At 64.1% G+C, this 21,719-nt stretch carries 17 protein-coding genes; 9 read left to right on the forward strand and 8 right to left on the reverse strand.

Annotated elements, in window-relative coordinates; all coding sequences use genetic code 11:
• The first annotated feature begins 5 nt into the window (after positions 1 to 5).
• On the forward strand, positions 6 to 419 hold the full coding sequence (locus tag GQY20_RS08565; RefSeq protein WP_157216634.1) for a nuclear transport factor 2 family protein: 414 nt from the start codon (positions 6 to 8) through the stop codon (positions 417 to 419).
• Positions 420 to 434: 15 nt separating this feature from the next.
• Here the strand turns inward: GQY20_RS08565 and GQY20_RS08570 are convergent, their stop codons facing one another.
• Positions 435 to 698: a hypothetical protein gene (locus GQY20_RS08570; protein ID WP_157216635.1), complete on the reverse strand. Its 264-nt coding sequence runs from the start codon at positions 696 to 698 to the stop codon at positions 435 to 437.
• 212 nt (positions 699 to 910) lie between these two features.
• Here GQY20_RS08570 and GQY20_RS08575 point away from each other — a divergent pair, with 212 nt between their 5' ends.
• Both GQY20_RS08575 and GQY20_RS08580 read left to right on the forward strand, forming a co-directional pair.
• Positions 911 to 2,113 (forward strand): MFS transporter, encoded by a 1,203-nt coding sequence (locus GQY20_RS08575; protein ID WP_198350878.1) that lies wholly within the window; start codon positions 911 to 913, stop codon positions 2,111 to 2,113.
• Between the two features lie 117 nt (positions 2,114 to 2,230).
• A complete protein-coding gene (locus tag GQY20_RS08580; RefSeq protein ID WP_157216637.1) occupies positions 2,231 to 3,175 on the forward strand; it encodes an NAD(P)-dependent oxidoreductase in 945 nt (314 codons plus the stop codon).
• Positions 3,176 to 3,212: 37 nt separating this feature from the next.
• On the opposite strand, the gene GQY20_RS08585 is transcribed toward GQY20_RS08580, so the two are convergent.
• Both GQY20_RS08585 and GQY20_RS08590 read right to left on the reverse strand, forming a co-directional pair.
• Complete coding sequence (locus GQY20_RS08585) at positions 3,213 to 4,325, reverse strand: MBL fold metallo-hydrolase (RefSeq protein WP_232475955.1); 1,113 nt, start codon at positions 4,323 to 4,325, stop codon at positions 3,213 to 3,215.
• A 339-nt stretch (positions 4,326 to 4,664) separates the two neighbouring features.
• The gene (locus GQY20_RS08590; protein WP_157216822.1) at positions 4,665 to 6,545 is read right to left on the reverse strand and encodes an ABC-F family ATP-binding cassette domain-containing protein; all 1,881 of its coding nucleotides are present in this window, start codon (positions 6,543 to 6,545) and stop codon (positions 4,665 to 4,667) included.
• Positions 6,546 to 6,755: 210 nt separating this feature from the next.
• On the opposite strand from GQY20_RS08590, the gene GQY20_RS08595 reads away from it, so the two are divergent.
• The 6 genes from GQY20_RS08595 to GQY20_RS08620 all read left to right on the forward strand — a co-directional run bounded on the left by GQY20_RS08595 (position 6,756) and on the right by GQY20_RS08620 (position 17,148).
• Positions 6,756 to 7,259 carry an RrF2 family transcriptional regulator gene (locus GQY20_RS08595; protein ID WP_157216638.1) on the forward strand — a complete coding sequence of 168 codons (504 nt, stop codon included), beginning with the start codon at positions 6,756 to 6,758 and terminating at the stop codon, positions 7,257 to 7,259.
• 75 nt (positions 7,260 to 7,334) lie between these two features.
• Complete coding sequence (locus tag GQY20_RS08600) at positions 7,335 to 7,940, forward strand: DUF4142 domain-containing protein (protein ID WP_232475956.1); 606 nt, start codon at positions 7,335 to 7,337, stop codon at positions 7,938 to 7,940.
• Positions 7,941 to 8,204: 264 nt separating this feature from the next.
• Positions 8,205 to 10,355, forward strand: a complete 2,151-nt coding sequence (locus tag GQY20_RS08605; protein WP_157216639.1) for a TonB-dependent siderophore receptor — start codon at positions 8,205 to 8,207, stop codon at positions 10,353 to 10,355.
• Between the two features lie 347 nt (positions 10,356 to 10,702).
• On the forward strand, positions 10,703 to 11,626 hold the full coding sequence (locus GQY20_RS08610) for a hypothetical protein (protein WP_157216640.1): 924 nt from the start codon (positions 10,703 to 10,705) through the stop codon (positions 11,624 to 11,626).
• Positions 11,626 to 12,759 (forward strand): pentapeptide repeat-containing protein, encoded by a 1,134-nt coding sequence (locus GQY20_RS08615; protein WP_157216641.1) that lies wholly within the window; start codon positions 11,626 to 11,628, stop codon positions 12,757 to 12,759. Before GQY20_RS08610 ends, GQY20_RS08615 begins: the two co-directional genes overlap by 1 nt.
• 1,224 nt (positions 12,760 to 13,983) lie before the next feature.
• Positions 13,984 to 17,148 carry a P-loop NTPase fold protein gene (locus GQY20_RS08620; protein WP_157216642.1) on the forward strand — a complete coding sequence of 1,055 codons (3,165 nt, stop codon included), beginning with the start codon at positions 13,984 to 13,986 and terminating at the stop codon, positions 17,146 to 17,148.
• 268 nt (positions 17,149 to 17,416) lie between these two features.
• Here GQY20_RS08620 and GQY20_RS08625 read toward each other — a convergent pair whose 3' ends face one another.
• The 5 genes from GQY20_RS08625 to GQY20_RS08645 all read right to left on the reverse strand — a co-directional run bounded on the left by GQY20_RS08625 (position 17,417) and on the right by GQY20_RS08645 (position 21,678).
• Positions 17,417 to 17,956 (reverse strand): hypothetical protein, encoded by a 540-nt coding sequence (locus GQY20_RS08625; RefSeq protein ID WP_157216643.1) that lies wholly within the window; start codon positions 17,954 to 17,956, stop codon positions 17,417 to 17,419.
• Positions 17,957 to 18,436: 480 nt separating this feature from the next.
• Positions 18,437 to 18,748 carry an I78 family peptidase inhibitor gene (locus GQY20_RS08630; protein WP_232475957.1) on the reverse strand — a complete coding sequence of 104 codons (312 nt, stop codon included), beginning with the start codon at positions 18,746 to 18,748 and terminating at the stop codon, positions 18,437 to 18,439.
• 472 nt (positions 18,749 to 19,220) lie between these two features.
• Positions 19,221 to 20,165, reverse strand: a complete 945-nt coding sequence (locus GQY20_RS08635; protein WP_232475958.1) for an SPOR domain-containing protein — start codon at positions 20,163 to 20,165, stop codon at positions 19,221 to 19,223.
• 129 nt (positions 20,166 to 20,294) lie between these two features.
• Entirely contained in the window at positions 20,295 to 20,555 is a 261-nt protein-coding gene (locus GQY20_RS08640) for a hypothetical protein (protein ID WP_157216644.1), read from the reverse strand.
• 7 nt (positions 20,556 to 20,562) lie between these two features.
• The gene (locus GQY20_RS08645; RefSeq protein ID WP_157216645.1) at positions 20,563 to 21,678 is read right to left on the reverse strand and encodes a DNA alkylation repair protein; all 1,116 of its coding nucleotides are present in this window, start codon (positions 21,676 to 21,678) and stop codon (positions 20,563 to 20,565) included.
• Positions 21,679 to 21,719 lie beyond the last annotated feature (41 nt).

The following is a 21,719-nucleotide window of genomic DNA, read 5'->3' on the forward strand; positions in this document are numbered from 1 at the left end:
GCGCGGTGAACGCGAACCGCATGGCGATCGAGGCGATGCTGACGGCATGGCAGGGCGGTGATTTCGACGCCCTGCCCGCGCTGCTCGCCGACGACGCGCGCTGGACGATCGCGGGCAGCTCGGTGCTGGCCGGCACGGTGGAGAGCAAGCCCCGCATCCTCGCGCAGATACTCGGCCCGTTTGGCGGGCGTTTCGCGCGATCGCCGGATCGCTTCCGCCCGCGCACCATTCACGGCATCTATGCCGACGGTGACAGCGTCGTCGCCTGGTTCGACGGCGCGGGCATCACCAACGACGGCTGGACCTATCGCAACAGCTATGCCTGGATCATGGCGATGCGGAACGGACGGCTGATACGGGTTACCGCTTTCTTCGACGGCAAAGCGCTCGACGATCTCTGGGAGCGGGTACGGCCTTAAACTATGCGGACCGGCTCAGGCCGCTTCGCGCTCGACCTTGACGCTGAGCGCGGGAGCCTGGGCAGCGAGCACCTCGGCCATCATCGCCTGCAGCTCCACCTCCGGCAGCACGCACACGCCATCGGCGCAATCCGGATCGACACCCGGCACATAGCCGATGCGCACGAGGCTCTCGTCGACGCCGATCAGGCGGATCCGGCTGCCGTCCCGGCGGACCATACGCTCGAAGCGGGAGACGAGGGATTGGGCGACGGTGAGACTGTCTTGCATACGTGCCATTTAACGCGGCCGGGCCGCCAGGACCAAGGCGCGTAGGATATGGCGTCTCGATTGCGGCCCGGATTCGACAGCATGACCTTGCGCCACAAGCGACCGCGCGTCGCAGCGGCACTCGCCAAAGCAGCTCTGGGACAAAAGATAGCAGCGCTTGTGCCGAAATGCGGGCGCTATCGTGATGGGCGAGAACGAACGATGGGATGAGGAGGCTCGGCATGGACGACGGCCAGAGTGCCGGGACGGGCGAGACGGCCCCGCTCGGCGCGATGGGAAAGGCCTCGCTGCTCTTTTCGTCGCTGCTCTCCGTCTATGCGATCGTCGGCCTCGCCGTGGTTCTACCCAAGATCGCCGCGCATTTCGCCGACGTGCCCGATGCGCCGGCACTGGTGCGCTTCCTGTTCAATGCGGTCAGCCTCGCGATGATCTTCGGCGCACCGCTCGCCACGCTCCTGACCGAGCGATATGGGCGCCGGCGCGTGCTGATCGGGGCCGCGATCCTCTACGGCATCGCCGGCATGGCGGGCGCGCTGGTCGACAATATCTGGATCCTGATCGGCACGCGGCTGGTGCTCGGCCTCGTCACCGCCATCAATTCCACGCTGCACATCACGCTGCTGCTCACCGCTTTCGACGAAAGCCGCCGGAACCGCTGGATCGGCATCTTCTCGATGGTCGGCACGCTCTGCGCGGTGGCGACCTTTCCCATCGCCGGCGCGCTCGGCTCGATCGACTGGCGCCTGCCTTTTGCGATGCACCTGATCGCGGTTCCACAGCTGCTGCTGATCCTCGCCGGAGTGCCGGATTCACCGCGCGCCACGCGCCCGACCGACCGCGCCGCGAACCGACGCGCAGCGGCCGGCGCCGGCTTTCCCGCGATGCTGGTGCTGATCGCACTCGTCACCGGCATCGTCGCCGGGGGCCACTCCTCCTTCGTTTCCTTCCATCTGGCGGACATCGGCGTCACCGACACCAACAAGATCAGCCTCGGTCTGCTGATCGGCACGCTGGCTGGCGCCGTGACCGCCTTTGCATTCGGCATGCTGCGCGAGCATGCATCGAACCGGAGCCTCTATTGCGCCGCCTTCGCCCTCGCCGGAGCGGGCGTGATCGGCATCGGCATGGCAGCCAGCCTCGCCGGCGTGATGGCGGCGCAGATCGTGGCAGGCTTCGGCATCGGCCTGCTCTCCCCCTGCCTCTACGCGCTGGTCGCCATCACCGGTCGGCCGGAAGACCGCGCCCGCAACACCGGCTATGCGAAATCCGCTTTCTACGGGGCGCCCTTCATCGCGCAGCTCGGGCTCGAGCCGGTAGCCCGGCTGATGCAGGCGGGCGGCGCGCTGATCGCGCTCGGCTCCTTCGGACTGATCATCGCGGCGCTGCTCCTAGTCGCCAGGCCGGACCGCATCGCCGCTGCTTGAACACCTGGCGCCCGCCCTTTTGGTCCGGAAAAAGCAAGCCTGGCCTTGGACAGGCACGGTGCAGGCGATGCTAAAGGCACGATCGGGGCTATGACCCGACCGGAAAGGATGTGTCCGATGACCGCTTCGCCCGCCCCTCGCGTGATCATGCTCCACGAAGGGCTCTCGAAGCCGCTTGCCGCCATGGCTGACGGCGCTTTCGTGATCGTCGGCCCCTGGATGGCGGACCAGGGCTGGGATGCCTGGCTGGACGCGGGCAACGGCCGCGGCATTCGCGCGGCGATCACCGCCGGCGCCGATCCGTTCGACCGCACGCTGCTCGATCGCCTGCCCGACCTCGAGGAGATCATCGTGTTCGGGGCCGGCCATGAGGGCGTCGATACCGCCCATGCCACAGCGCGCGGCATCCGCATCAACGCGGCGGGGGCCACGCATGCGGGCGATGTCGCCGATCATGCCGTCGGCCTGATCCTCGCCGCGCGCCGCCGCTTGCTGGAGGGCGATCGCTGGGTGCGCGAAGGGCGCTGGATGGAGAGCCGCATCGCCCCCAGCCGATCGATGAAGGGCGCCCGCGTCGGCATCGTGGGCCTCGGCAATATCGGCCGCGCCATCGCCGAGCGGCTCGACGCCTTCGGTTGCGATACGCGCTGGTGGGGACGCGGCGACAAGCCCGGCGTGCCATGGCCGCGCGTTGAATCGCTCGAGCAACTGGCGGCCGAAAGCGAGGTGCTGGCCGTCGCCATCTACGCCCATGACAGCACGCGCGGCCTCATCTCGCGCGCGGTCATCGAGGCGCTGGGGCCGGACGGATGCCTCGTCAACGTCGCACGCGGTTTCGTCATCGACGAGGAGGCGATGATCGCCGCACTGAAGGACGGCCGCCTCGGCCAGGCCGCGCTGGACGTCTTCGCGCATGAGCCGGAGGACGGCAGCCGCTGGCGGGACGTGCCCAACACCATCCTGACGCCGCACAGCGCCGGCGACACGCGCGAATCCTTCCTGGCGCTCTGCCGCCGCGCGGTGGAGGCGGCAAAGGCCGTGACGATCGGTCAGGCGGCGTAGGCGACCCGCGACAGGGCTCTGGATCCGGACGGGATCGTCATTCCTTCGCCGCCACCGGCAGGCGCGGGATCATCCAGCTTTCGCCCGCTTCCATCGTCCGGAAACGCACCGCATCGATGTGGTGGGCGGCCAGGCTGGCGCGCAGCCGATTGGGCGGCCCGTCGATCGGCTCGGGACCGAGTTGGAACGTCCCCCAATGCACGCCGAGCGCATAGGCGGCGCCGAGCATCGAGAAAGCCGCCACCGCCTGCTCGGGATCGATATGGTTTCCAGTCGGCGGGCCGAGCAGCTTGTAGGGCGCGATCGGCAAAATGGCGAAACGGATCGGCGCCTGTCCCCGCGCCTCGACCGGCCAATGCATGTCACCCGCCCCCGTGTCGCCGGCATAGAAGAGGTCGCCGCCGGGCAAGGTCAGGCGAAAGCCGGTCCAGAGCGCTCGATCGCGATCGTTCAGCCAGTGCGCGCTCCAATGATGGGCTCGGGTGAGCCGAATGGGTATACCGCGCAGCATGACCGTCTGGCCCCAGTCCCGCGCGATCGCTGTGAGGCCGTAATCGGCGAGCAGCGTATCGTTGCCGAGGCCGGCGAGGATCGCCGGCTTGTCGCGCTGCGCCAGGAACTGCAGCGTCGGAATATCGAGATGGTCGTAGTGATTGTGGCTGATCAGGATGATGTCGATCGGCGGCAGATCGGAAAGCGCGACGCCCGGCGCGCGCACCCGCTTGGGCCCGGCAAACTGCACGGGGGAGTCCCGCGTCGCCCAGACTGGATCGATCAGGATGTTGAGCCCTTCCGTCTGCACCAGCGTGGTAGCGTGGCCGATCCAGGTGACGCGCATATCCTGCCCGTCGACACGGCGTGGCGGCACGCTGGGACGAATCGGCACCGATGACGGCCAGCCATGATGGCCCGCACGGCCGAGCCCGATTTCGATGAACGCGATCGCGCCATCGCGCTGTGCACCGCCCGTGCCGGATTCTCCGTCGGGATTGAAGAAGCGCTTGCCGTCGAAATGCCCCGACGCCGGCCCGGTATAATAGACCGGCGCCTCACGGCCGCAGGCCGCCGCCAGCAGCGCGCCGGAAGCGGCGAATGCGGCTCGGAAGAAAGAAGAGAAACGGGAAGGGGCGAGCATCGCGGCGCGGTTCATCGCTCCATGAAGCGCGATCCCCGCGGAAGGGCAAGCCTTGCGCCGATATTTCAAGCGGTCGGCATGGTCGCCCCGTGAACGGCCGCCATGTTCGATTACCCGTTTCTTGCCAAACGCATGCACAACCCATCCTAGGGACTAAGGGGAGCGTGCCGTGCGCACCGACAAACAAAGGGCCCAGCAACGCGCTGGGCCCAGGTGCCGGCGATTACCCCTGGCGGGGGGCAAATATGGGCCGGTGACTCGGAGTTTACCCGATCGGCCAACCGGCCGCGCCCCGATCCGAATACGGTAACGGGCAGCGCGACGTCGTTAACCACGAGCGCCTGCGCCGCTGCGTCAGGCCGCTTGCTCCATCGCCTGCGAGGCTTCGAGCCAGCGCAGCTCGGCCGCTTCCAGCTTCGCCTCGACGTCGGCGCGGCGCTTCATCAGCTCGGTCATCGTCGCGCCCTTTTCTTCCGGCCCGGCGGAAGCGGGGTCGAACATGGCGCGGTCGATGCGGGTGCGGTGCGCGGTCAGCGCGGCCATCTCGCGCTCGGCGGCGGCGATCGTGTCGCGCAGCGCCTTGTTCTGCTCGCGCGCCTGGGCCGAGGCGCGGCGGGCGGCCTTGCGGTCGCCCTTGCCCGCATCGCCATTGCCGCCGGCCGGGGACGCGCCGTCGGTCTTGCCGAGCACCATGTCGGTATAGTCCTGCAGCGTGCCGCCATATTCGCGCGCCGCGCCGTCGGCGACCAGCACCAGCCGGTCGGCAACCAGCTCGATCATGTGGCGATCGTGGCTGACCACCACCACCGCGCCCGAATAATCGTTCAGCGCCTGCACCAGCGCCTCGCGCGAATCGACGTCGAGATGGTTGGTCGGCTCGTCGAGGATCAGCAGGTTCGGCGCGTTGCGGGTGATCAGCGCGAGCGCGAGGCGTGCCCGCTCGCCGCCCGACAGGCTGCCCACCTTCTGCGTCGCCTTGTCTCCCGAAAAGCCGAAGCGGCCGAGCTGCGCGCGCACCGCGGCCGGCGTGCTGCCCTTCATCTGGCGGGTCATATGGTCGAGCGGCGTGTCGTCCACGTCCAGCTCCTCCACCTGATATTGGGTGAAATAGCCGACCGTCATCTTGGCCGACGCGGTCATCGCGCCGTCCATCGGCTTGAGCTGCGCCGCGAGCAGGCGGGCGAGCGTCGTCTTGCCGTTGCCGTTGCGGCCGAGCAGCGCGATGCGATCGTCCGGATCGATCCGCAGGTTCAGCCGCTGCAGGATCGGCGTGTCGCCATAGCCGACCGACGCCATGTCGAGCGTGATCAGCGGCGGGCGCATTTCGGGCGGATCGGGGAAGGCGAAGGATAGGCTGGGATCCTCCATCACCGCCGCGATCGGCGTCATCTTCTGCAGCGCCTTCAGCCGGCTCTGCGCCTGCTTGGCCTTGGTCGCCTTGGCGCGCCAGCGATCCACGAAGGCCTGCAGCTTCTCGCGCTGGGCGAGCTGCTTCTCGCGCGCGGCGCTCTGCTGCGCCAGCCGCTCGGCCCGCTGCCGCTCGAACGCGTCATAGCCGCCCGGATAGAGCATCACCTGCCCGCGCTCGAGGTGCAGGATATGGTCGACGACATTGTTGAGCAGGTCGCGCTCGTGGCTGATCACCACGATCGTCGCGCGGTAGTTCTTCAGGAAATTCTCGAGCCACAGGGTCGCTTCGAGATCGAGGTGGTTCGACGGCTCGTCGAGCAGCAGCAGGTCGGGCTCGGAGAAGAGCAGCGCGGCGAGGGCGACGCGCATCTTCCAGCCGCCCGAATAGCTGTCGAGCGGGCGGCCCTGCATCTCCTCGTCGAAGCCCAGGCCGACGAGGATGCGGGCGGCGCGGGCCGGCGCGGTATAGGCGTCGATCGCGTTCAGCCGCTCGTGGATCTCGCCGAGCCGGTCGGGATCGTGGCAGGTCTCGCTCTCATCGAGCAGCGCCGCGCGCTCGGTGTCGGCGGCGAGCACCGTTTCGAACGGGGTCGCGCTGCCTGCCGGGGCCTCCTGCGCGATATAGCCGACGCGGGTGCCGCGCGGCATGTCGACGCCGCCTTCGTCGGGATCGAGCTGGCCGATCATCACGCGCATCAGCGTGGACTTGCCCGCGCCGTTGCGGCCGATCAGGCCGACGCGCGAGCGCGGCGGCAGGGCGGCCGTCGCGCGATCGATGATGACGCGCCCGCCGAGGCGCACCGTGATGCCGTTCAGGTTGAGCATGGGCGGGCCGATAGCATGGGTCGCCGCGGCCGTCATCCCGGGACGCAATTTCGCTTCACCCCGGGGAGGGCCGCGCGCTGATGAGGCAATTAAGTCTACGGATTTACTAGAATAGAATTCGTCAATCCCCGTTCGGCTTGGCCTGTCGCAATAAAGGCTTTTCCGCGCTAAGGGGATCGATCCCCACTCCTTTTCCGGAGCCGACAGAATTTGCTGACCCAACGCGGACGCTATGCGCTGAAGGCGCTGATCTACCTGGCCCAGACCGAAGGGAGCGAGCGGCCGCGCCAGATCGGCGCGATCGCGGCCGAGGAGCAGATCCCGCGCAAGTTCCTGGAGGCGATACTGGTCGACCTCAAGCGCGCCCGGCTGGTGGAGAGCGTGCGCGGCCAAGCCGGCGGCTATCGCCTGGCGCGCCCGGCCGAGGAGATCATGTTCGGCGACATCATCCGCGCGACGGACGGCCCGCTGGCGCTCGTCCCGTGCGTCAGCAAGCTCTTCTACCGGCGCTGCGACGATTGCGTGGACGAGGCGACCTGCGCGATCCGCCATGTGATGGCCGGGGTGCGCGACACGGTGAGCGGCATATTGGACCAGACCTCGCTGGCCGACGCGATCCGCGTCGGCGCGGGCGAACGCGCGCCGCACGCCGGGGATGGAGCGGATGGAGCGGACGCGGCGGATGCAAAGGACGCCGCCGAAACCCTGGCCTGACCCCCTCCTCCACGCGGCCGGCAGGAACGTCGCAGGGCATGCGGCGTTGTAGCGCCACCGAAAGAGGAGGAAGCCTTGAACAAGACAATAAGCATCGCGACGGTCACGTCGCTGGCGCTGGCCCTCGCCGCGTGCGGCCCGAAGGCCGAGCAGACCGCCGATTCCGCCGCCAATGGCGCAAGCAACACGCTCGAAGCCGCGGGCAACATGGCCTCCAACGCGGTCGACGCCACCAAGGACGCGCTGACCCCGACCCCCAGCGGCCAGGAATTCGCGGACAAGGCGGCGAAGAGCGACGCGTTCGAGATCGCGGCCGCCAAGCTGGCGGCGACGAATGCCGCCGCGGCGGGCGTCAAGGAATTCGCCGCGACGATGCTGAAGGCGCACACCGAATCCACCGCCAAGATCAAGAAGGCCGCCAGCGAGGCGAGCCCCGCGATCACGCCGGATGCGACCCTGACCAGCGACCAGCAGGACAAGCTCGACTCGCTCGGCAAGCTGAAGGGCGCGGACTTCGACAAGGAATATGTCGACGAGCAGAAGGACGCGCATGAGGATGCGCTGTCGCTGATGCAGGACTATGCCAAGAATGGCGACGTCCCCTCGCTGAAGACCGCCGCGGGCGAGATCGCGCCGGTGGTGCAGAAGCATCTCGACATGGTGAAGACGCTGGACAAGTAAACGGCGGATGCAGGCCTCCGCGTGCGCGTGGAGGCACGTCGGCTGGTCATTCCAGCGGAAGTCGGGATCCATTCGGCCGCAGCGTATCGTCTTGTCGGCGCCGCTGCGGCTGATGGATCCCGGATCAAGTCCGGGATGACGAAGAGAAGAAATACCGCGCACGCAACATCCCGCAATATTTTGATATTGACTCGCAACAACAGTTTCATAGAGCAGACCCCTCCCGTGCCGCCCGCGGGGCAGTGATGGTGAGGGAGTGTTGCGATGAAGGGGGTTTTGCTCGCGCTGGGAACGGGCGTCGCGATGGGTGCGCTCTGCGTGCCGGCGCAGGCGGCCGATGCGGGAAGCGGCGCGGATGCGGCGGATGCGGCCGCGCCGGCGCGGGGCAGCGAGGATATCGTCGTCACCGGCGCCGCGGCGCAGGAGAGCGTGTCGGCCACCGGCCTGCCGCTGAAGCTGATCGATACGCCGCAGGCGATCACCATCGTCGACCAGCAGCAGATCCGCGATTTCGCGCTGACCAACGTCAACGACCTGCTGGACCAGGTGGTGGGCGTGAATGTGGAGCGCGCGGAGACCGACCGCACGGAATATGATTCGCGCGGCTTCGGCATCACCAATTTCCAGGTGGACGGCATCGGCCTGCCGCTGCTTTCCGACGGCATCCAGTTCGGCAGCCTCGACACGATCCTGTGGGATCGCGTGGAGGCGGTGCGCGGCGCCAACGGGATGATGACCGGCGTCGGCAATCCCTCCGCCACGATCAACTATGTGCGCAAGCGGCCGACCGCGACCTTCCAGGCCAGCCTCTCCGCTTCCCTCGGCTCCTATTCCGACCGGCGGATCGAGGGCGACGTGTCGGGGCCGCTGAACGCCGCCGGCACGGTGCAGGCGCGGCTGGTGGGCGCGCATGAGGACAGCGATTCCTATCTCGATTATTATCATGTGAACCGCACCGTGATCGGCGCGATCGTCTCCTGGGACGTGACGCCGAGGCTGAGGGCGACGGCGGGCTACAGCCGGCAGCAGAACGATGCGGACGGCGTGCTGTGGGGTGCGCTGCCGCTTACCTATGCCGACGGCAGCCAGATCCGCTATCGCCGATCCGCCTCCACCGCGGCGCCCTGGACCTATTGGAACACCCGCAGCCAGAGCGCCTTTGCCGAGCTGCACTATCAGATCGGCCATGGCTGGTCGGTGAAGGGCGTCTATACGTTCAACCGCATCCAATATGAAGCGAAGCTGCTCTACGCCTATGGCTATCCGGATCCGGAGACCGGGCTGGGCATCGCCGGATCGACCGGCCTCTACCCGACCGACTATAAGCAGGACATATTCGATGCCTATGCATCCGGGCCCGTGACGCTGTTCGGGCGGACGCATGACGTGGCGTTCGGCGTATCCACCGGCCGATCGAGCGGGCGGGAATATGAAGGCTGGTCGGACGCGGACTATGCCTATCCCGCGGTCTCGCAGCTCGGCACGGTGGACCTGCCCCCGGCGCATTATCCCGATCCGGTGCTGCAGACCCGGCTGATCGACCGGCTGACGCGCGCCTATGGCGCCGTGCACTGGCGCCTGACCGACCGGCTGACCGCGATCACCGGCTTTGCCGCGACCTCGCTGAAATCGACCGGCTACAGCTATGGCGTGGGCGCGGATCGCAAGAATAGCAAGGTGACGCCCTATCTCGGCGCGCTGTACGACATCACGCCGGCCATCAAGCTCTATGCCAGCTATACCGGCATCTTCAATCCACAGAGCCAGGTGAACAGCGCCAATTCCCGCCTCGCCCCGGCGACCGGGAACAGCATCGAGGCGGGGGTGAAGGGCCAGTGGCTGGGCGGCAGGCTCTACGCCACCGCCTCGCTGTTCCGCGCCAGGCAGAAGAATCTGGCGGAGGCCGCCGGTTCGTTCGAGCCGGGCGACGCCGGGCCGGTGGGCGGCACTTACTATGTGGGGCAGACCACCCTTTCCAAGGGCTTCGAGATCGAGGTGGCGGGCAGGATCACGCCCGACTGGACGATCAGCGGCGGCTATACCGGCTTCTCGCTGAAGACGCCGGCGGGCGACCGCGCCTTCCCCTACATCCCCAACCGGACACTGAAGCTTTCCACCACCTATGCCTTCCCGGCGCTGAACGACCTGAAGATCGGCGCCAATCTGCGCTGGCAGGATTCGACCTATACGACCGACAGCAATGTGCAGGACGCCGCCGGCAACGACGCGGTGATCCGCCAGCGCCATTATGCCGTGCTGGACCTGATGGCGGGCGTGAAGCTGATCGACCGGGTGCGCGCGACGATCAACCTGCGCAACGTGACCAACAGGAAATATCTGAACAGCCTCGCCTGGGGGCAGGCCTTTTATGCGGAGCCGAGGACGGTGCTGGGATCGGTGACGTTTAGTTATTAGGGATAAGGGATGACGGGTCGCCGGTTGTGTCGCAGGGACCTATCCTTCAACGCCCTCCATTGACCGTAAGCTGCTTGGCTGCTTTGGAGGCAGAAGGCCGGAAGCGGACGCTCGCTTGACGACGCGATAAACGGCTGTTTCCGGAGCACTGTCGGCCATTCAGACGCGGATCGACGGTTCCCGAGAGCGGTCATTGAGCGTACGATACTCGCCGTTGAAGTTAAACGACCCCGCCAATGAAGAACGTCCTGTTCATATGCAGTCAGAACCGTCTCCGTAAGGCCACTAGGCCCTTGTAGACGGGAGGGATCGAGGTATGCTCAACGCAACAAGGGCGGAGGTCCGGGATGGACTATGTGATCGACACTGGAGTGCTCGCTGCTATCCCCGAATCGTTCGGAAATAATAATCCAGCCACCCCTTTTCCTGATTGCGTCAGCCTTAAAATTGTAACGCAGCCAAGTGAAAATGGATTATCTAAGGAAGTTCTAGCCCATCTTCGCTTTGGCACTCAGACTCTTACAGCGCATTTGGGGCAAAAGCAGTTTTCATTTAATTTAAGCATATCAAAGGCGAAACTAAGAACTATAGCCATTGAGGGGCTTAAAATAAATGATCTATCTGTGATGGGAGCAAGAAATAGACCGGATGCTGTGAAAATTGTCTCTAGCCTAGATCAAACCAACACGGTATCTCAAGACAGCGTCTCTAGAATAAAAGCTGCCACGCAGGGGGTTAAGAACCCTTTAGATATTATACAGATTATTGCAGGACTTGGGCTTGAGACTAACGAGAAAAATGCCATAAAGACGCATATGGAGTCATCAAACGCGTTTGAGCAGATTGAGGCAGGGTTTGACGATCGCGGTCCAGTTTGGCATATCCTGCCACAGTTTGACATAGCGGAATCGTTTAGGAACGGTGAATCGTCTCGCCAAAAGATGATTTCCGGCCCGGTCATTGATTTTGGGCGAGGCTCACTGTTTAAATATAAAGAATTATCTTCTAACGAGACTGGTTCTCAGGATTGGTGTATTCTGCTCGGAATATCAGCTAAGATCAGGGATGTTAACATCGACATCTTAGACGACCAGGATAATCCATGGTGGCAAGAAAAGCTAGAGCGACTTGGATTTAGAGAGAAGCGCGAAGTGGCGCGAGCGGCACTGCGTAATATTATTGCGAAACGAATATCGCGAGAGTCTCCAGAGCATTTGGATGGCGACCTGCTTTTCGTTGTCGCTGCGGCCGAGCCAGCAGTGTTAGACTGATGAGTAAACGCTCAAACCAAGATTCGCAGAGATTGCTTGATATATTTAATATCGAGTCAGAAGATATTTTTGAGATTTGTGAAGTAGGCGGTATAGATCCTTCATACTCGCTATTTAGGTCAAATCTTTCACACGTAGATTTAACCAATCGATCACTCGATGGATTTGATTTTTCGAGAGCAAACCTCGAAGGTGCCCTGCTCAAAAATTCTTCTATTTTTCTAACAGATCTCGAATTCGCTAAATTATCTTTAGCAGACTTGGCCGGGAATGCCCTCTTCGTCGATTCTGCGATACTACCTGTGGAATTTATTGCGCAACTTTCGGGCGACAAAAGATTTGCAGTCAATCAGAAAACATCAAGGAATATCAGAAACGCTTACAACCTATCCAATGAATCTCAGGATGATTATGAAGGATATGTCGATTCTGATGAATATATTTATAATTTAGCGGTGTTGCTCGACACCGTGGCTGAGGACATGGATCCAAGCTTATATTTATTAGCAGAGTACGTGTTAAATAAACCAGTTAAATGGGATGAGACACCTGATAAAGAATTTTTAGACAGAATAAAAAAATCAGATCACTTACCGTCAAACATCAAGGAAGGAATGATATGGGTTCTCGAAAACAAACTAAGCGTTGCGCAGGTCTACACAAAAGAGGAAATCGATGACAGGCATCTCTATCTACCACCTTTCTTCTGGAGGGAGAAGCTTCATATCGAGCGGTTCGCCATCGACTCCCTCATTGTCTCTGGGCGTCACGAAGAAGCGAACGAGCGCATTGATGCCAATTTGACGTCATGCGCAGGCCGGAACTTAGAATGGAGATGGGCTCAGTTTCGCATGCTCGGCGCAGCCGTAAACGCCTTTGCCGATCCTTCCATAGATGTACTGAGCATCGTCAAGTCCGTAATATCAGCCCTTCCTCAATACAAGAAACGTAATGCTGGAGGCGATGCTGTCTGGGTATTTTATTTGGCTTCCATCCATGCTGATCTCCCGGCCTTCCGGAACCTATTTCGTGATATAGCGTCGAAGTTAATGGCCGAATTCTGGAACGGTCGGAGCATTAACAAGGTTGCTGAAGAAGCTTTGAGCGACCTTACTTATTTCTGGAAGCCTTGAGAAGAGCGATATAATCGCAACATTGCGCGTAGTGATACGGCCCTGATTGTGATTATCGAATATCAGAGATGTGGTGGGCTATCGTCTGAGCAGGCGATCGATCGGAATTGTAGTCCCGTCAGCTTGGCGCTGCCTGCACAGCTAAACCCAAGGCTCATGGCTCGTCTCAACAGCCTCGTCAAACAGTCACTGCTTAGCTCCGCCCTCGCACAGCGATGGTACGGAAACGGTCTCTTTTGCCGCCGGCCTTGGGAATAGATCATCAACCCGTGCGCGTTATACTGCGTCGATGCAGACGGCTATATCTCCCAACTCCGGCCTTCCTCTTCAGGCTTTCTCGGAAGGCACGGCTCGGGTCAACGAATGGAGGGGGCGCTGCCTCGACGCATTGACCCGCATCGAAACGGCAACAACCGAGTGTCTTGCTGCGATGGCGGGGGGGTGAAAGACATGGACAAGGGGTGCATCTGCCTCATCTTGTCGGTCAACGTCTTCAAACGCTCACCGCTGCGATTGGAGCCGGTGGCCCATTTGAATCGTAGGGCCGGTCAGCGGTCGCCGCGCTTGAATATAAGGCGTAAGCATTTTGACCGCTGAACAAATGTGGGCTTTTCGAGCATTCACCCTTCTTATCGCGCTCCCCTTCGGCACGCCATGATCGGATCGTCTGGTCTCAAGGCGCTTCAAAGCCCTGTTGAGCGGCCACAATTGGGGGGCGAGTTGGCTGGCCGGATTAGGACCGGCAACTATACCGCGCCCCGTCACAAAAGCGGCAGAGTAGGAATGTCCCATGACGCGGCGTTCCGCTTCCGGCCGCACGCGACCAATGTCGGTCATTTGGGAGCAGCGGCACAAACGTCCGCTCCGGACAGGATCCGCCATTCGCCTGCCGCTTGGCGCCCTGGCGGCAGCGCGCTTGATGCCCAAGTCAGTTCAAATCTCACCCTCGCTGCAAATCCGAGCCATCACCCTTGGTAATTGACGTCCCAAGGTCTTCGGAGGTTTAGGTCACGACTGCCATAATGTCGGGTTTGGTCATCATCTGGAAAACCCGTCGCGCGTTCGATCCGGCGATGGAAGCGAATTGAGTTCCTCCCAGCGGTCCGCGAGCCTGACCCCATTACTTGTTTGGACTAATTCCGTATCAGATACTTGGGCCAAGCTCGCCAAATCTGTAAGCAGGATTTCGATCCGTTGGTCGTTGACAAATGTTGGGAGGGTAAGTTGGACCACCGGAATGTCGATGCCGCAGGGCCGGACGAACTGGCAGCAGCAGATGCCTTGCCGCCGCCACCTTGGACGTCCGAGCGATCCCAGCAACTCACCAGTCTCTGGAACGATGGACTTACAGCGACACAGATCTCCAACCAGATCGGTGGGGTCAGCCGTAACGCGGTAATCGGGCAGGCCCATCGCCTTGGCCTGAGATCCAGGGCGCTCGCGGCGGACACCGGCGCCGATCCTAACGATCCCATTCTCCCGGTCATCGGGCATTCGGTCGCCGCGCGAGAACTGTACGACTGGATGTGGCCAAACACCAAGATCCGCTACCTGGCACGCGATTTCCGATCGGTGCTGCGCCAAGCGCCTGCGGTCGCACGGGCATCCACGGCCGATGGCACGCCCATTATCAATGCCCAAACGATGCTTGATGCGATCAGCGCCTATACCGGTTCGAAGCCGAAGCGGCCGCTGCAGATCATCCGGCGACACTTTCGGAGCGCGGGACTAGTCGCGGCCGAGATTTCGCCTGCAGTCGAGCTGCCCCCGTCGGCTGACGATACCGAACTCGCAGGAATATCTTGGGGACTGCTGCACTGGGACGTCGTGCAGGCGCTTGCGGTTGGCGCAGTCCTACGAAATCGTATCAAGCGCCGTCCATCCGAACTGCAGATCAATCACTTTCTCTGGGGTTTGGTCCGGACGCCTGCCGCCCTAGCGCACCTCGACCCGATCCCCGATGGTCGCTCCGCCTTCGAATTCCTGCAATCGCTGACTATCGGCATCTTCAACGATCCTGCAACGCCGGCGAACTCAAATCCTCATGCGTGGGCCGAGGCCGCCGTCGAGTTGCAGCGGTTCGCACCGCCCTCGGTCCCGATACGCCCGCGGGCGGGATATTCCACCGATACGGTCCTGGCAGGCCGAGACGCGTTCGGGGCCGTCACCGACGCCCGGGCACTCGCTGATATCGTGCTCCTGCGGTCAGCGGAGCCTCCGCTTGCGATCGGTATCTTTGGGCCGTGGGGTTCAGGGAAGAGCACCTTGCTGGCGGAGCTCAAGGCGGAGATTGGGAGGCAGGCGCACGAGGAGAAGGCAAATGGAACGTCGCTCGCGGCCGGTGACGACGTCGCACGCGTCAGCAATGTCATGCAACTCGAGTTCAATGCGTGGACATTCGCTGACAGCGAAAACCTCTGGGCGTCGATGACCTCGGAGCTGTTCGATCAGATTGCGTCGGGTGGACATGACCGCCTTGCCTTTGCTCCAGGCGCGAAGCTGGTCAGCGAAGTCGCTGCTAGGACCGCGAAGGAGACCGAGCTGATCAGGGCGGCAAGCGGAGAGTTGCTCAGCCATGAGCGCGCTATCAGGGACGCAAGCGAGGATATCGACGCGGCAAAGCGAGACCAGGCCATGTCCGGCGCACAAGCGGCGGCGCAAACCGCTCTCGATCTGCTCGGCCCCGAGAAGAAGAAAGATGAAGAGAGCGGCAAGGCGGCGAGCCACGATACAAAGTCAGCCCAGGATGTTATCCGAAAGGCTATCTACGCCGGCGATGGGACGGATGCCGAGGCAAGGCTTCGCGTGTATGCCGGAAGTGGGTCTACAATGGTCCAGCTGGCCTATGCCGCATGGGATTACATGCGTGGAGGTGCATCCATCTGGGTGAAGCTTTTTGTCGGTCTCTCAATAATCGCGACAATCGCCGGCATTTTTGCCCTGAGTGGCAAAGTTTCCTGGTACATTCCGGGCATTCCCACCCGGCTCGTCATCCTACTACCGATCGTGACGAGCTGGATCGTCAGCGCAGTTAGCGTTCTCCTGCCGTCCTGGCGAGTGATCGCAAGTTTCCGGGCGAATGTGCGCACCCGTAAGGAAGCGGCGCGCAAAAAGCTGGGGGACGCCGAAGAACGCCTTCGCCAGTCCGAATCTGCGCGGGACAAGGCCAGGGAGACGCAGGCAAGCAGTGAAGCCTTCATCCAGCGATACGGCGCCGTTCGCGAGGGGGCCGCGGCAGCGCCCGTACTGATGCTTGAGTATCTGCTCCAGGAGTCTGCCGACGTCGCCACCATCCGTTCGAAGCTCGGCATTCTTAGCGTGGTACGCAAATGCTTCGACCAGTTGAACGCTGTGGTTCAGTCCATGCGGGAAGCCGGGGACGAGGACGCGATCGAGCGGATTGTCATCTACATAGACGATCTCGACCGGTGCAGCGAAAAGCAGGTTGTGGAGGTTCTGGAGGCCGTTCACCTGCTGCTGGCCTATCCCAGCTTCGTGGTCGTCGTCGCCGTCGACGCCCAATGGCTCGCCCGATCGCTCGAGGGGCAGCATAATCTGTCCGGCAATGCCTCCGGTCCCAATGCGTCCGATTATCTGGAGAAGATATTCCAGATACCATTCTGGATCAGACCGATCCGGGCAACTCCAGGCGACTCAGCCGGGTGGGAGCGCCTGCAACTCTATATCAGGCGCCTGCTCGGACGGCCTGCGGAAGACGAACATGACGCTGTCGAGCTAGCTGATGATGCCGACGACGACGCGAATTCCGACGTCGTTGGCGAGATTGTCCACAACCACGGCAATCCCGGATTTTCGGCTTTGGAACCGCGGTCGGCCGATGTGACGTTCATCGAGTCTCGAAGAGCTTTGCGTCTGGAACCAATCGAAATCGACCTCATGGCCGCACTCGCGCCTCTCGCGGCGAAATCGCCGCGGTCGGTCAAACGGATGGTCAATCTGTACCGTCTCATCCGGGTGCGAATTCCGCTGTCTAACCTTGCTGAGTTTCTGTCACCCGAACGCTCGACCCGCGGCGCGAATTTTGCGACCATTCTCTTTGCGCTTGCCTGTGAGGTCGGGCTTCCGCGCCGGCTCGCGGATTTTGTGGCCGACGCGACGCAGTCCATGGAAGGCGCGCATTGGGAAGCCATGATCGAGGCGGTCCTCCGCAACGATGTTGCCCTCACGTTGGGGCGTCAAAATCCTCTGCTGCAGCGACTCGATGTCGAGGGTCTCCTCGACATCTTCGAGACGTCGCTCCGGGCCATCAAGGCTCAGGCACGGACGCTTCCGAGCCAGTGGCAGTTCATCCGCGCTTTTGCGGACGTTCGACAATATTCGTTCCGGCTGCTGTCCGCGGAACAGTCGGCAAACCCACAATCCGGCTGATCCTCCGTCGGGTCCGCTCCCGCTGGAAGCTGTCGTTCGCCGCCGTCGTCAGGGACGGCGGATAAGCCCCAAACCCGGCTGTCAGGGCGGCCCATTTGCGCGGTATGGCGGCGATCAGAGCGGTTCATCGGATCGCATCGGATCAACCGCCCTGTTTTCCAAGTACGATTTACGAGTCCGCGGTTAATTCCACCTGCTTGGGAATCGCTCGAACGCTACGCCGGACAACGAAGACGAAAACCACCAAACAGCAAGACTCGCACACCGCTCAATCCGCACCGCCACCCGACAGCCGGAACAGCTCCTCCGCCGTGCCTTCCGAGCCGGAGGCGGTGATCTTTCGGAAGCGCATGGTCTGGCGGTGGCGGCCGGTGATGCCGGCGAATTCGTCGGTGGCGGCGATGATCTCGCCCCAGCCTTCGGGCAGGGGGCCGCAGCTCATCTCCACATCCATCTCGCCCGACCAATCCTCGCCGCTCTCGAAGACGCGTTCGAACGGCTTCATCAGCGTGCGGCGATTCTTGGTCTGGCGGGTGACGATGGTGCCGCGGCCGGACAGGACGAGCATCGAATAGACTTCGAATGCGTCGCCATCGGAGAATATCTCCATTTCGGTGAGAAGGCCGATCACCTGGCCATCCGCGTCGCGGACCTTGACCACCATGACGAGCTGATTGGCGATCGGCGTGCCGGCGAGCGACTGGATGCCCGGCGGGACCATGCTCATGCTCACGGCGCCGCCGTGGAAGAAGGAGATCATATCCTCCGGCGCATTCCAGAAGACGCGCACATCCGTTTCGCAGTCCATCGGCCTCATCTCTCCATCGCGCGGGCTGATCTCCCGGCCCGATGAGCCCGCCTCATCGCGCCCCGGCCTTATAGGGCGAGCCGCGCGCGGCGGGCAGGGACGGAGGAAGAATGAGGCCGGATCCGTGACATCGGATCGTCGGTCAACATCGGCATGGCGGGGGTTGCGCGACATGGCCGTCGAGCGATCGAGGGGCACGCGGAGGCGGTGGGGCTGGATTTCGCCGGGGCGGCCGAAGCGATGCGTGGATATAGTGGAGCGGAAGCTGGGGTGGCTCTCAACGATCATCCGGTTGCCGGTGGAGAGTGATGCCAGCTTTCGCTGGCATGACGTTCGGCAGGACGGAGGGGGGAGCGGGGCGATCCTGTTGGCGATATTCTTCTGCGCGGATCTGGGCGATCCCGTCGCAGCCTACAGGGCCAGGATAGGGGCGAGAGGGCGCCTGGAAATGCGCGGACGGGCGCATCGCCAAGGCACCGCTCAGCCGCAGCGGGCGGAGGTGATCGTCATCGTGCGATCGTAGCTGACGGTCAGGCGATCGGGGCGGAAATCCATGGTCATCGCGCTGTCCGGCGGGCCCCAGCGCAGGGTGCGGGCGTGCGATGCCTGGAGGAGCGCGGCGCCGGTCTCGCTGCTCGCCTGCTGGCCAATGAAGCGTTCGAGGCCGTCATTGCTGCAGGCGCCCTCGGCCGCGGGCGGCGGGGCCGGGGGCTGGCCGGGCGCGTGGGCGCAGGCCGCGAGCGGGAGGAGCAGGGCTGCGGTCAGGATCGGGCGCATGAGCGGGCTCCGCATGGTTGGGCGTGGCGTTTGATAGCAGAATTCGGGCGGGGCGGGAGGCCAAGGGCATTCAGACATCGTCGATTTGGAGCGTTTCTTCTTCGTTGTCCCGGCGGATGCTGGGGTCGCTCTTCACCGTCACTCAGCTGCCAGTTGAGAGAGATGCCAGCTTTCGCTGGCATGACGCGGACAAGCGCGACCAACGCGATGTGTTTGGAGCACTTCTTCTTCGTCACCCCAGCGCACGCTGGGGTCGCGCTCCGCAGTCATACCGGCTGCCAGTTGAGGGCGATGCCAGCTTTCGCTGGCATGACGCGGGAGAACGCGACCGACGCGATGTGGGAAGCGAAAGGGCGTGAGGTGGGACAGCCGAAGGGGGTGGAGGGGTTTGCGTGCAATGGTGCGCGGCGCCTTTGAGGTGAGCGGGGCCCCTCCACCAGCCTTCGGCTGGTCCCCCTCCCCCTGCGGGGGAGGATGAAGGGGGAGGCTATTTCTTCGGCACGACGGGGAGGCAGTCGAAGCCGCCGACCGCCGCGGTGGCGCAGAGGCGGATGGCGCCGGCGCGATCGGTGGCGGAGCCGAGCTGGACGCGGATCAGGCCGGGGCGGCCGGGCACGGGCTCATAATGGGGCGTATAGTCGGCGAGGCTGGGGATGCGGGCGCGGGCCTGGTCCCAGGCGGCGTGGGCGGCCTTCTCGCCGGTGAAGGCGCCGATCTGGATCCGCCAGTTGCCGCCGATCGCGCGATCGTCCGCCGCGGGCTCCGGCGCCGCCCTGGCCGCGACGCGTAGCGTCTCGGTGCGGTGCGGATTGGCCTGCCAGGCGGCGAGATCGTGGCGATAGCGATCATAGCCGGCGTAGAAGGCGAGGATCGGCGCCTCCAGCCGATCGAGCGCCTGGGGGGCATAGGCCGGATAGTCGGCCGCGGAGGTGGAAACGGCGCGCGGCATCTCGGCCTTCGCCGCCTCGCAAAAGCCGGGCTGGGCCGGCGGCTGGGCGAAGAAATTGTAGAGCTGCGTCATGTGGCGATCGAGCGCGGGCAGGCCGGCCGCCTTGAAATGGGCGGTCTCGGCCGCATAGGCGGCGCCCAGCAGGGGCTTGTGATCCTTGAGGAAGCGATTGTAGTCACGGGTGAGCGCGCCGTCGTCGCGGCAGCTGAGCGCGGCGACGTTGAGCGCGGCGCGGATATGCCAGACCTCCTCCTGCGCGGAGATGCCGCTGTTGATCGTCGTGAAGCTGCCGTCGGCGCCAGGCTGCGGAATCGGCAGGCCGCGCGCGGCGCCATAGGGCGGCACCGGCTCCTGCGCGGCGGGCGGGGGCGCGGGCGGCGGGGCGGGCTCGTGCGGCTTCGGCCGCTTGTGGCAGCCCGCGGCCAGCGCCAGCAGCGCGATCGCCGCCCAGCGGGCGATGCCCGACACCGTTTCCTTACGCATACACGTCCCCCCTCTTGCTCGCTCTGGTTAAAGCCCTTTCGTGCAAGGGGGAATCGCCCGGCGGGCATCCGGTTCCCGGCCCGCCGGAGAAACGGGGCGGCTCACGGCACGGCGGGGCGGGCAGCGCGGCTAGCCGCCGCTCCGCTCCAGCTCCACGATCTCGAAGGCGTAGCTCTTCCAGCCGCGGGTGCGGGCCGCGTCCTCCGCGGCGGCGCGCTTCTTCTTCGCCTCGGCGAGCGACTTGACATGGCCCCAGAAGACCTCGGTCCTGCCGTTGGCGAGCAGGGCGACGATGCGCCAGTAATGGGTGAAGGCGGTGGCGGTGGGGCCGATCGTCTTCACATAGCCATCGGGCAGCGTCGCGGTGAGGAAATATTTCTTCTTCGCCATGGCGGGCTCAGCCAGCGGCTTCGTCCAGCAGATCGAAGGCATCGCGCGCGATCGTCCGGCCGTTGACGATCAGCTCCACCGCGTGGCGGCCCGGATGATGGCGGCGCGTGGTGAAATCGCGGATCGTCTGGCGGATGGCGAGCGAGGCGGCCGCGCCGGCGGCGAGATCGAAGGTGCGCAGCTTGAACACCTTGCCCGCCGTCTTGCCGCCCGCGCGGGCATAGTGGATGCGATAATCGACGACGAGGCGCTGCGTTTCCGGCGCGGTCGAGCGCAGTTCGGCGGCCAGCGCGATCGTCTCGCCGAGCCGCACCGCGCGCGGCGCGACCGAGAAGCCGAGCAGATCGACCGCCGCCCCCTCGCCCACGCCGATCAGCGCCAGCGCGCGGGGCTCGCCCTGCTTGATGAGGGTGCGCAGCGCGTGACGGACGATCCAGCGCGTGCCGGCATCGTCCTGCGGCCAGGCGGCCAGCCGGTCCAGCAGCCAATCCGGCCGATCCTTGGCGATGTCGTTGAGGTGATTGGCGACCGACTTGCGCACATAGGCGCTCGGATCGCGGTTCAGCGCCTCCAGGATCGGCGCGGCCAGGGTGGGATCCGCCTTGATCGCCGGCACCCGCGCCGCCCAGGGCAGGCGCGGCCGGCTGCCCTCGCTGGCGAGGCGGCGGACATGCTCGTCCGCGCTGCCCGTCCAGCCCGCCATGACGGCGAGCGTGCGCTCGCAGTCCGCCGCGAGGAAAGGGCGGATCGCGAATTCGGCCGAGCCGAAGCGGGTGAGATCGGCCAGCGCCGCCATCGACCGATCGAAATCGCCGAGCCCGTGCCGGGCGACATATTCGGTGAGCGCGACCGCCTGGAAACCATGGGTGAGCCGCGGCGCCATGGCGCGCAGGATATCGAGCGCATAGCCATAATCGGCGGGAAGGGCCAGATGGAGCGCGTCGGCGATGTGGCGGACCCGCTCCATGATCGACAGCGCATCCAGGCCATCCGACGCCGCATTGACGAAGGCGATGCGATCGAAGCGGGGCGAAGCGTGGATCCCGGCATCGGCGATGGTGGTCAACGCCTGCGAACCCAATATGTCCTTGAGCAGGGCAGGCTGGCTTGCTTGATCGGTCATACGCTACGGTCCCTCGCGATCGGCCTGCCCAAACGCGGTTA

The organism is Flavisphingomonas formosensis (genome assembly GCF_009755815.1).
GTDB classification, from domain to species: domain Bacteria; phylum Pseudomonadota; class Alphaproteobacteria; order Sphingomonadales; family Sphingomonadaceae; genus Flavisphingomonas; species Flavisphingomonas formosensis.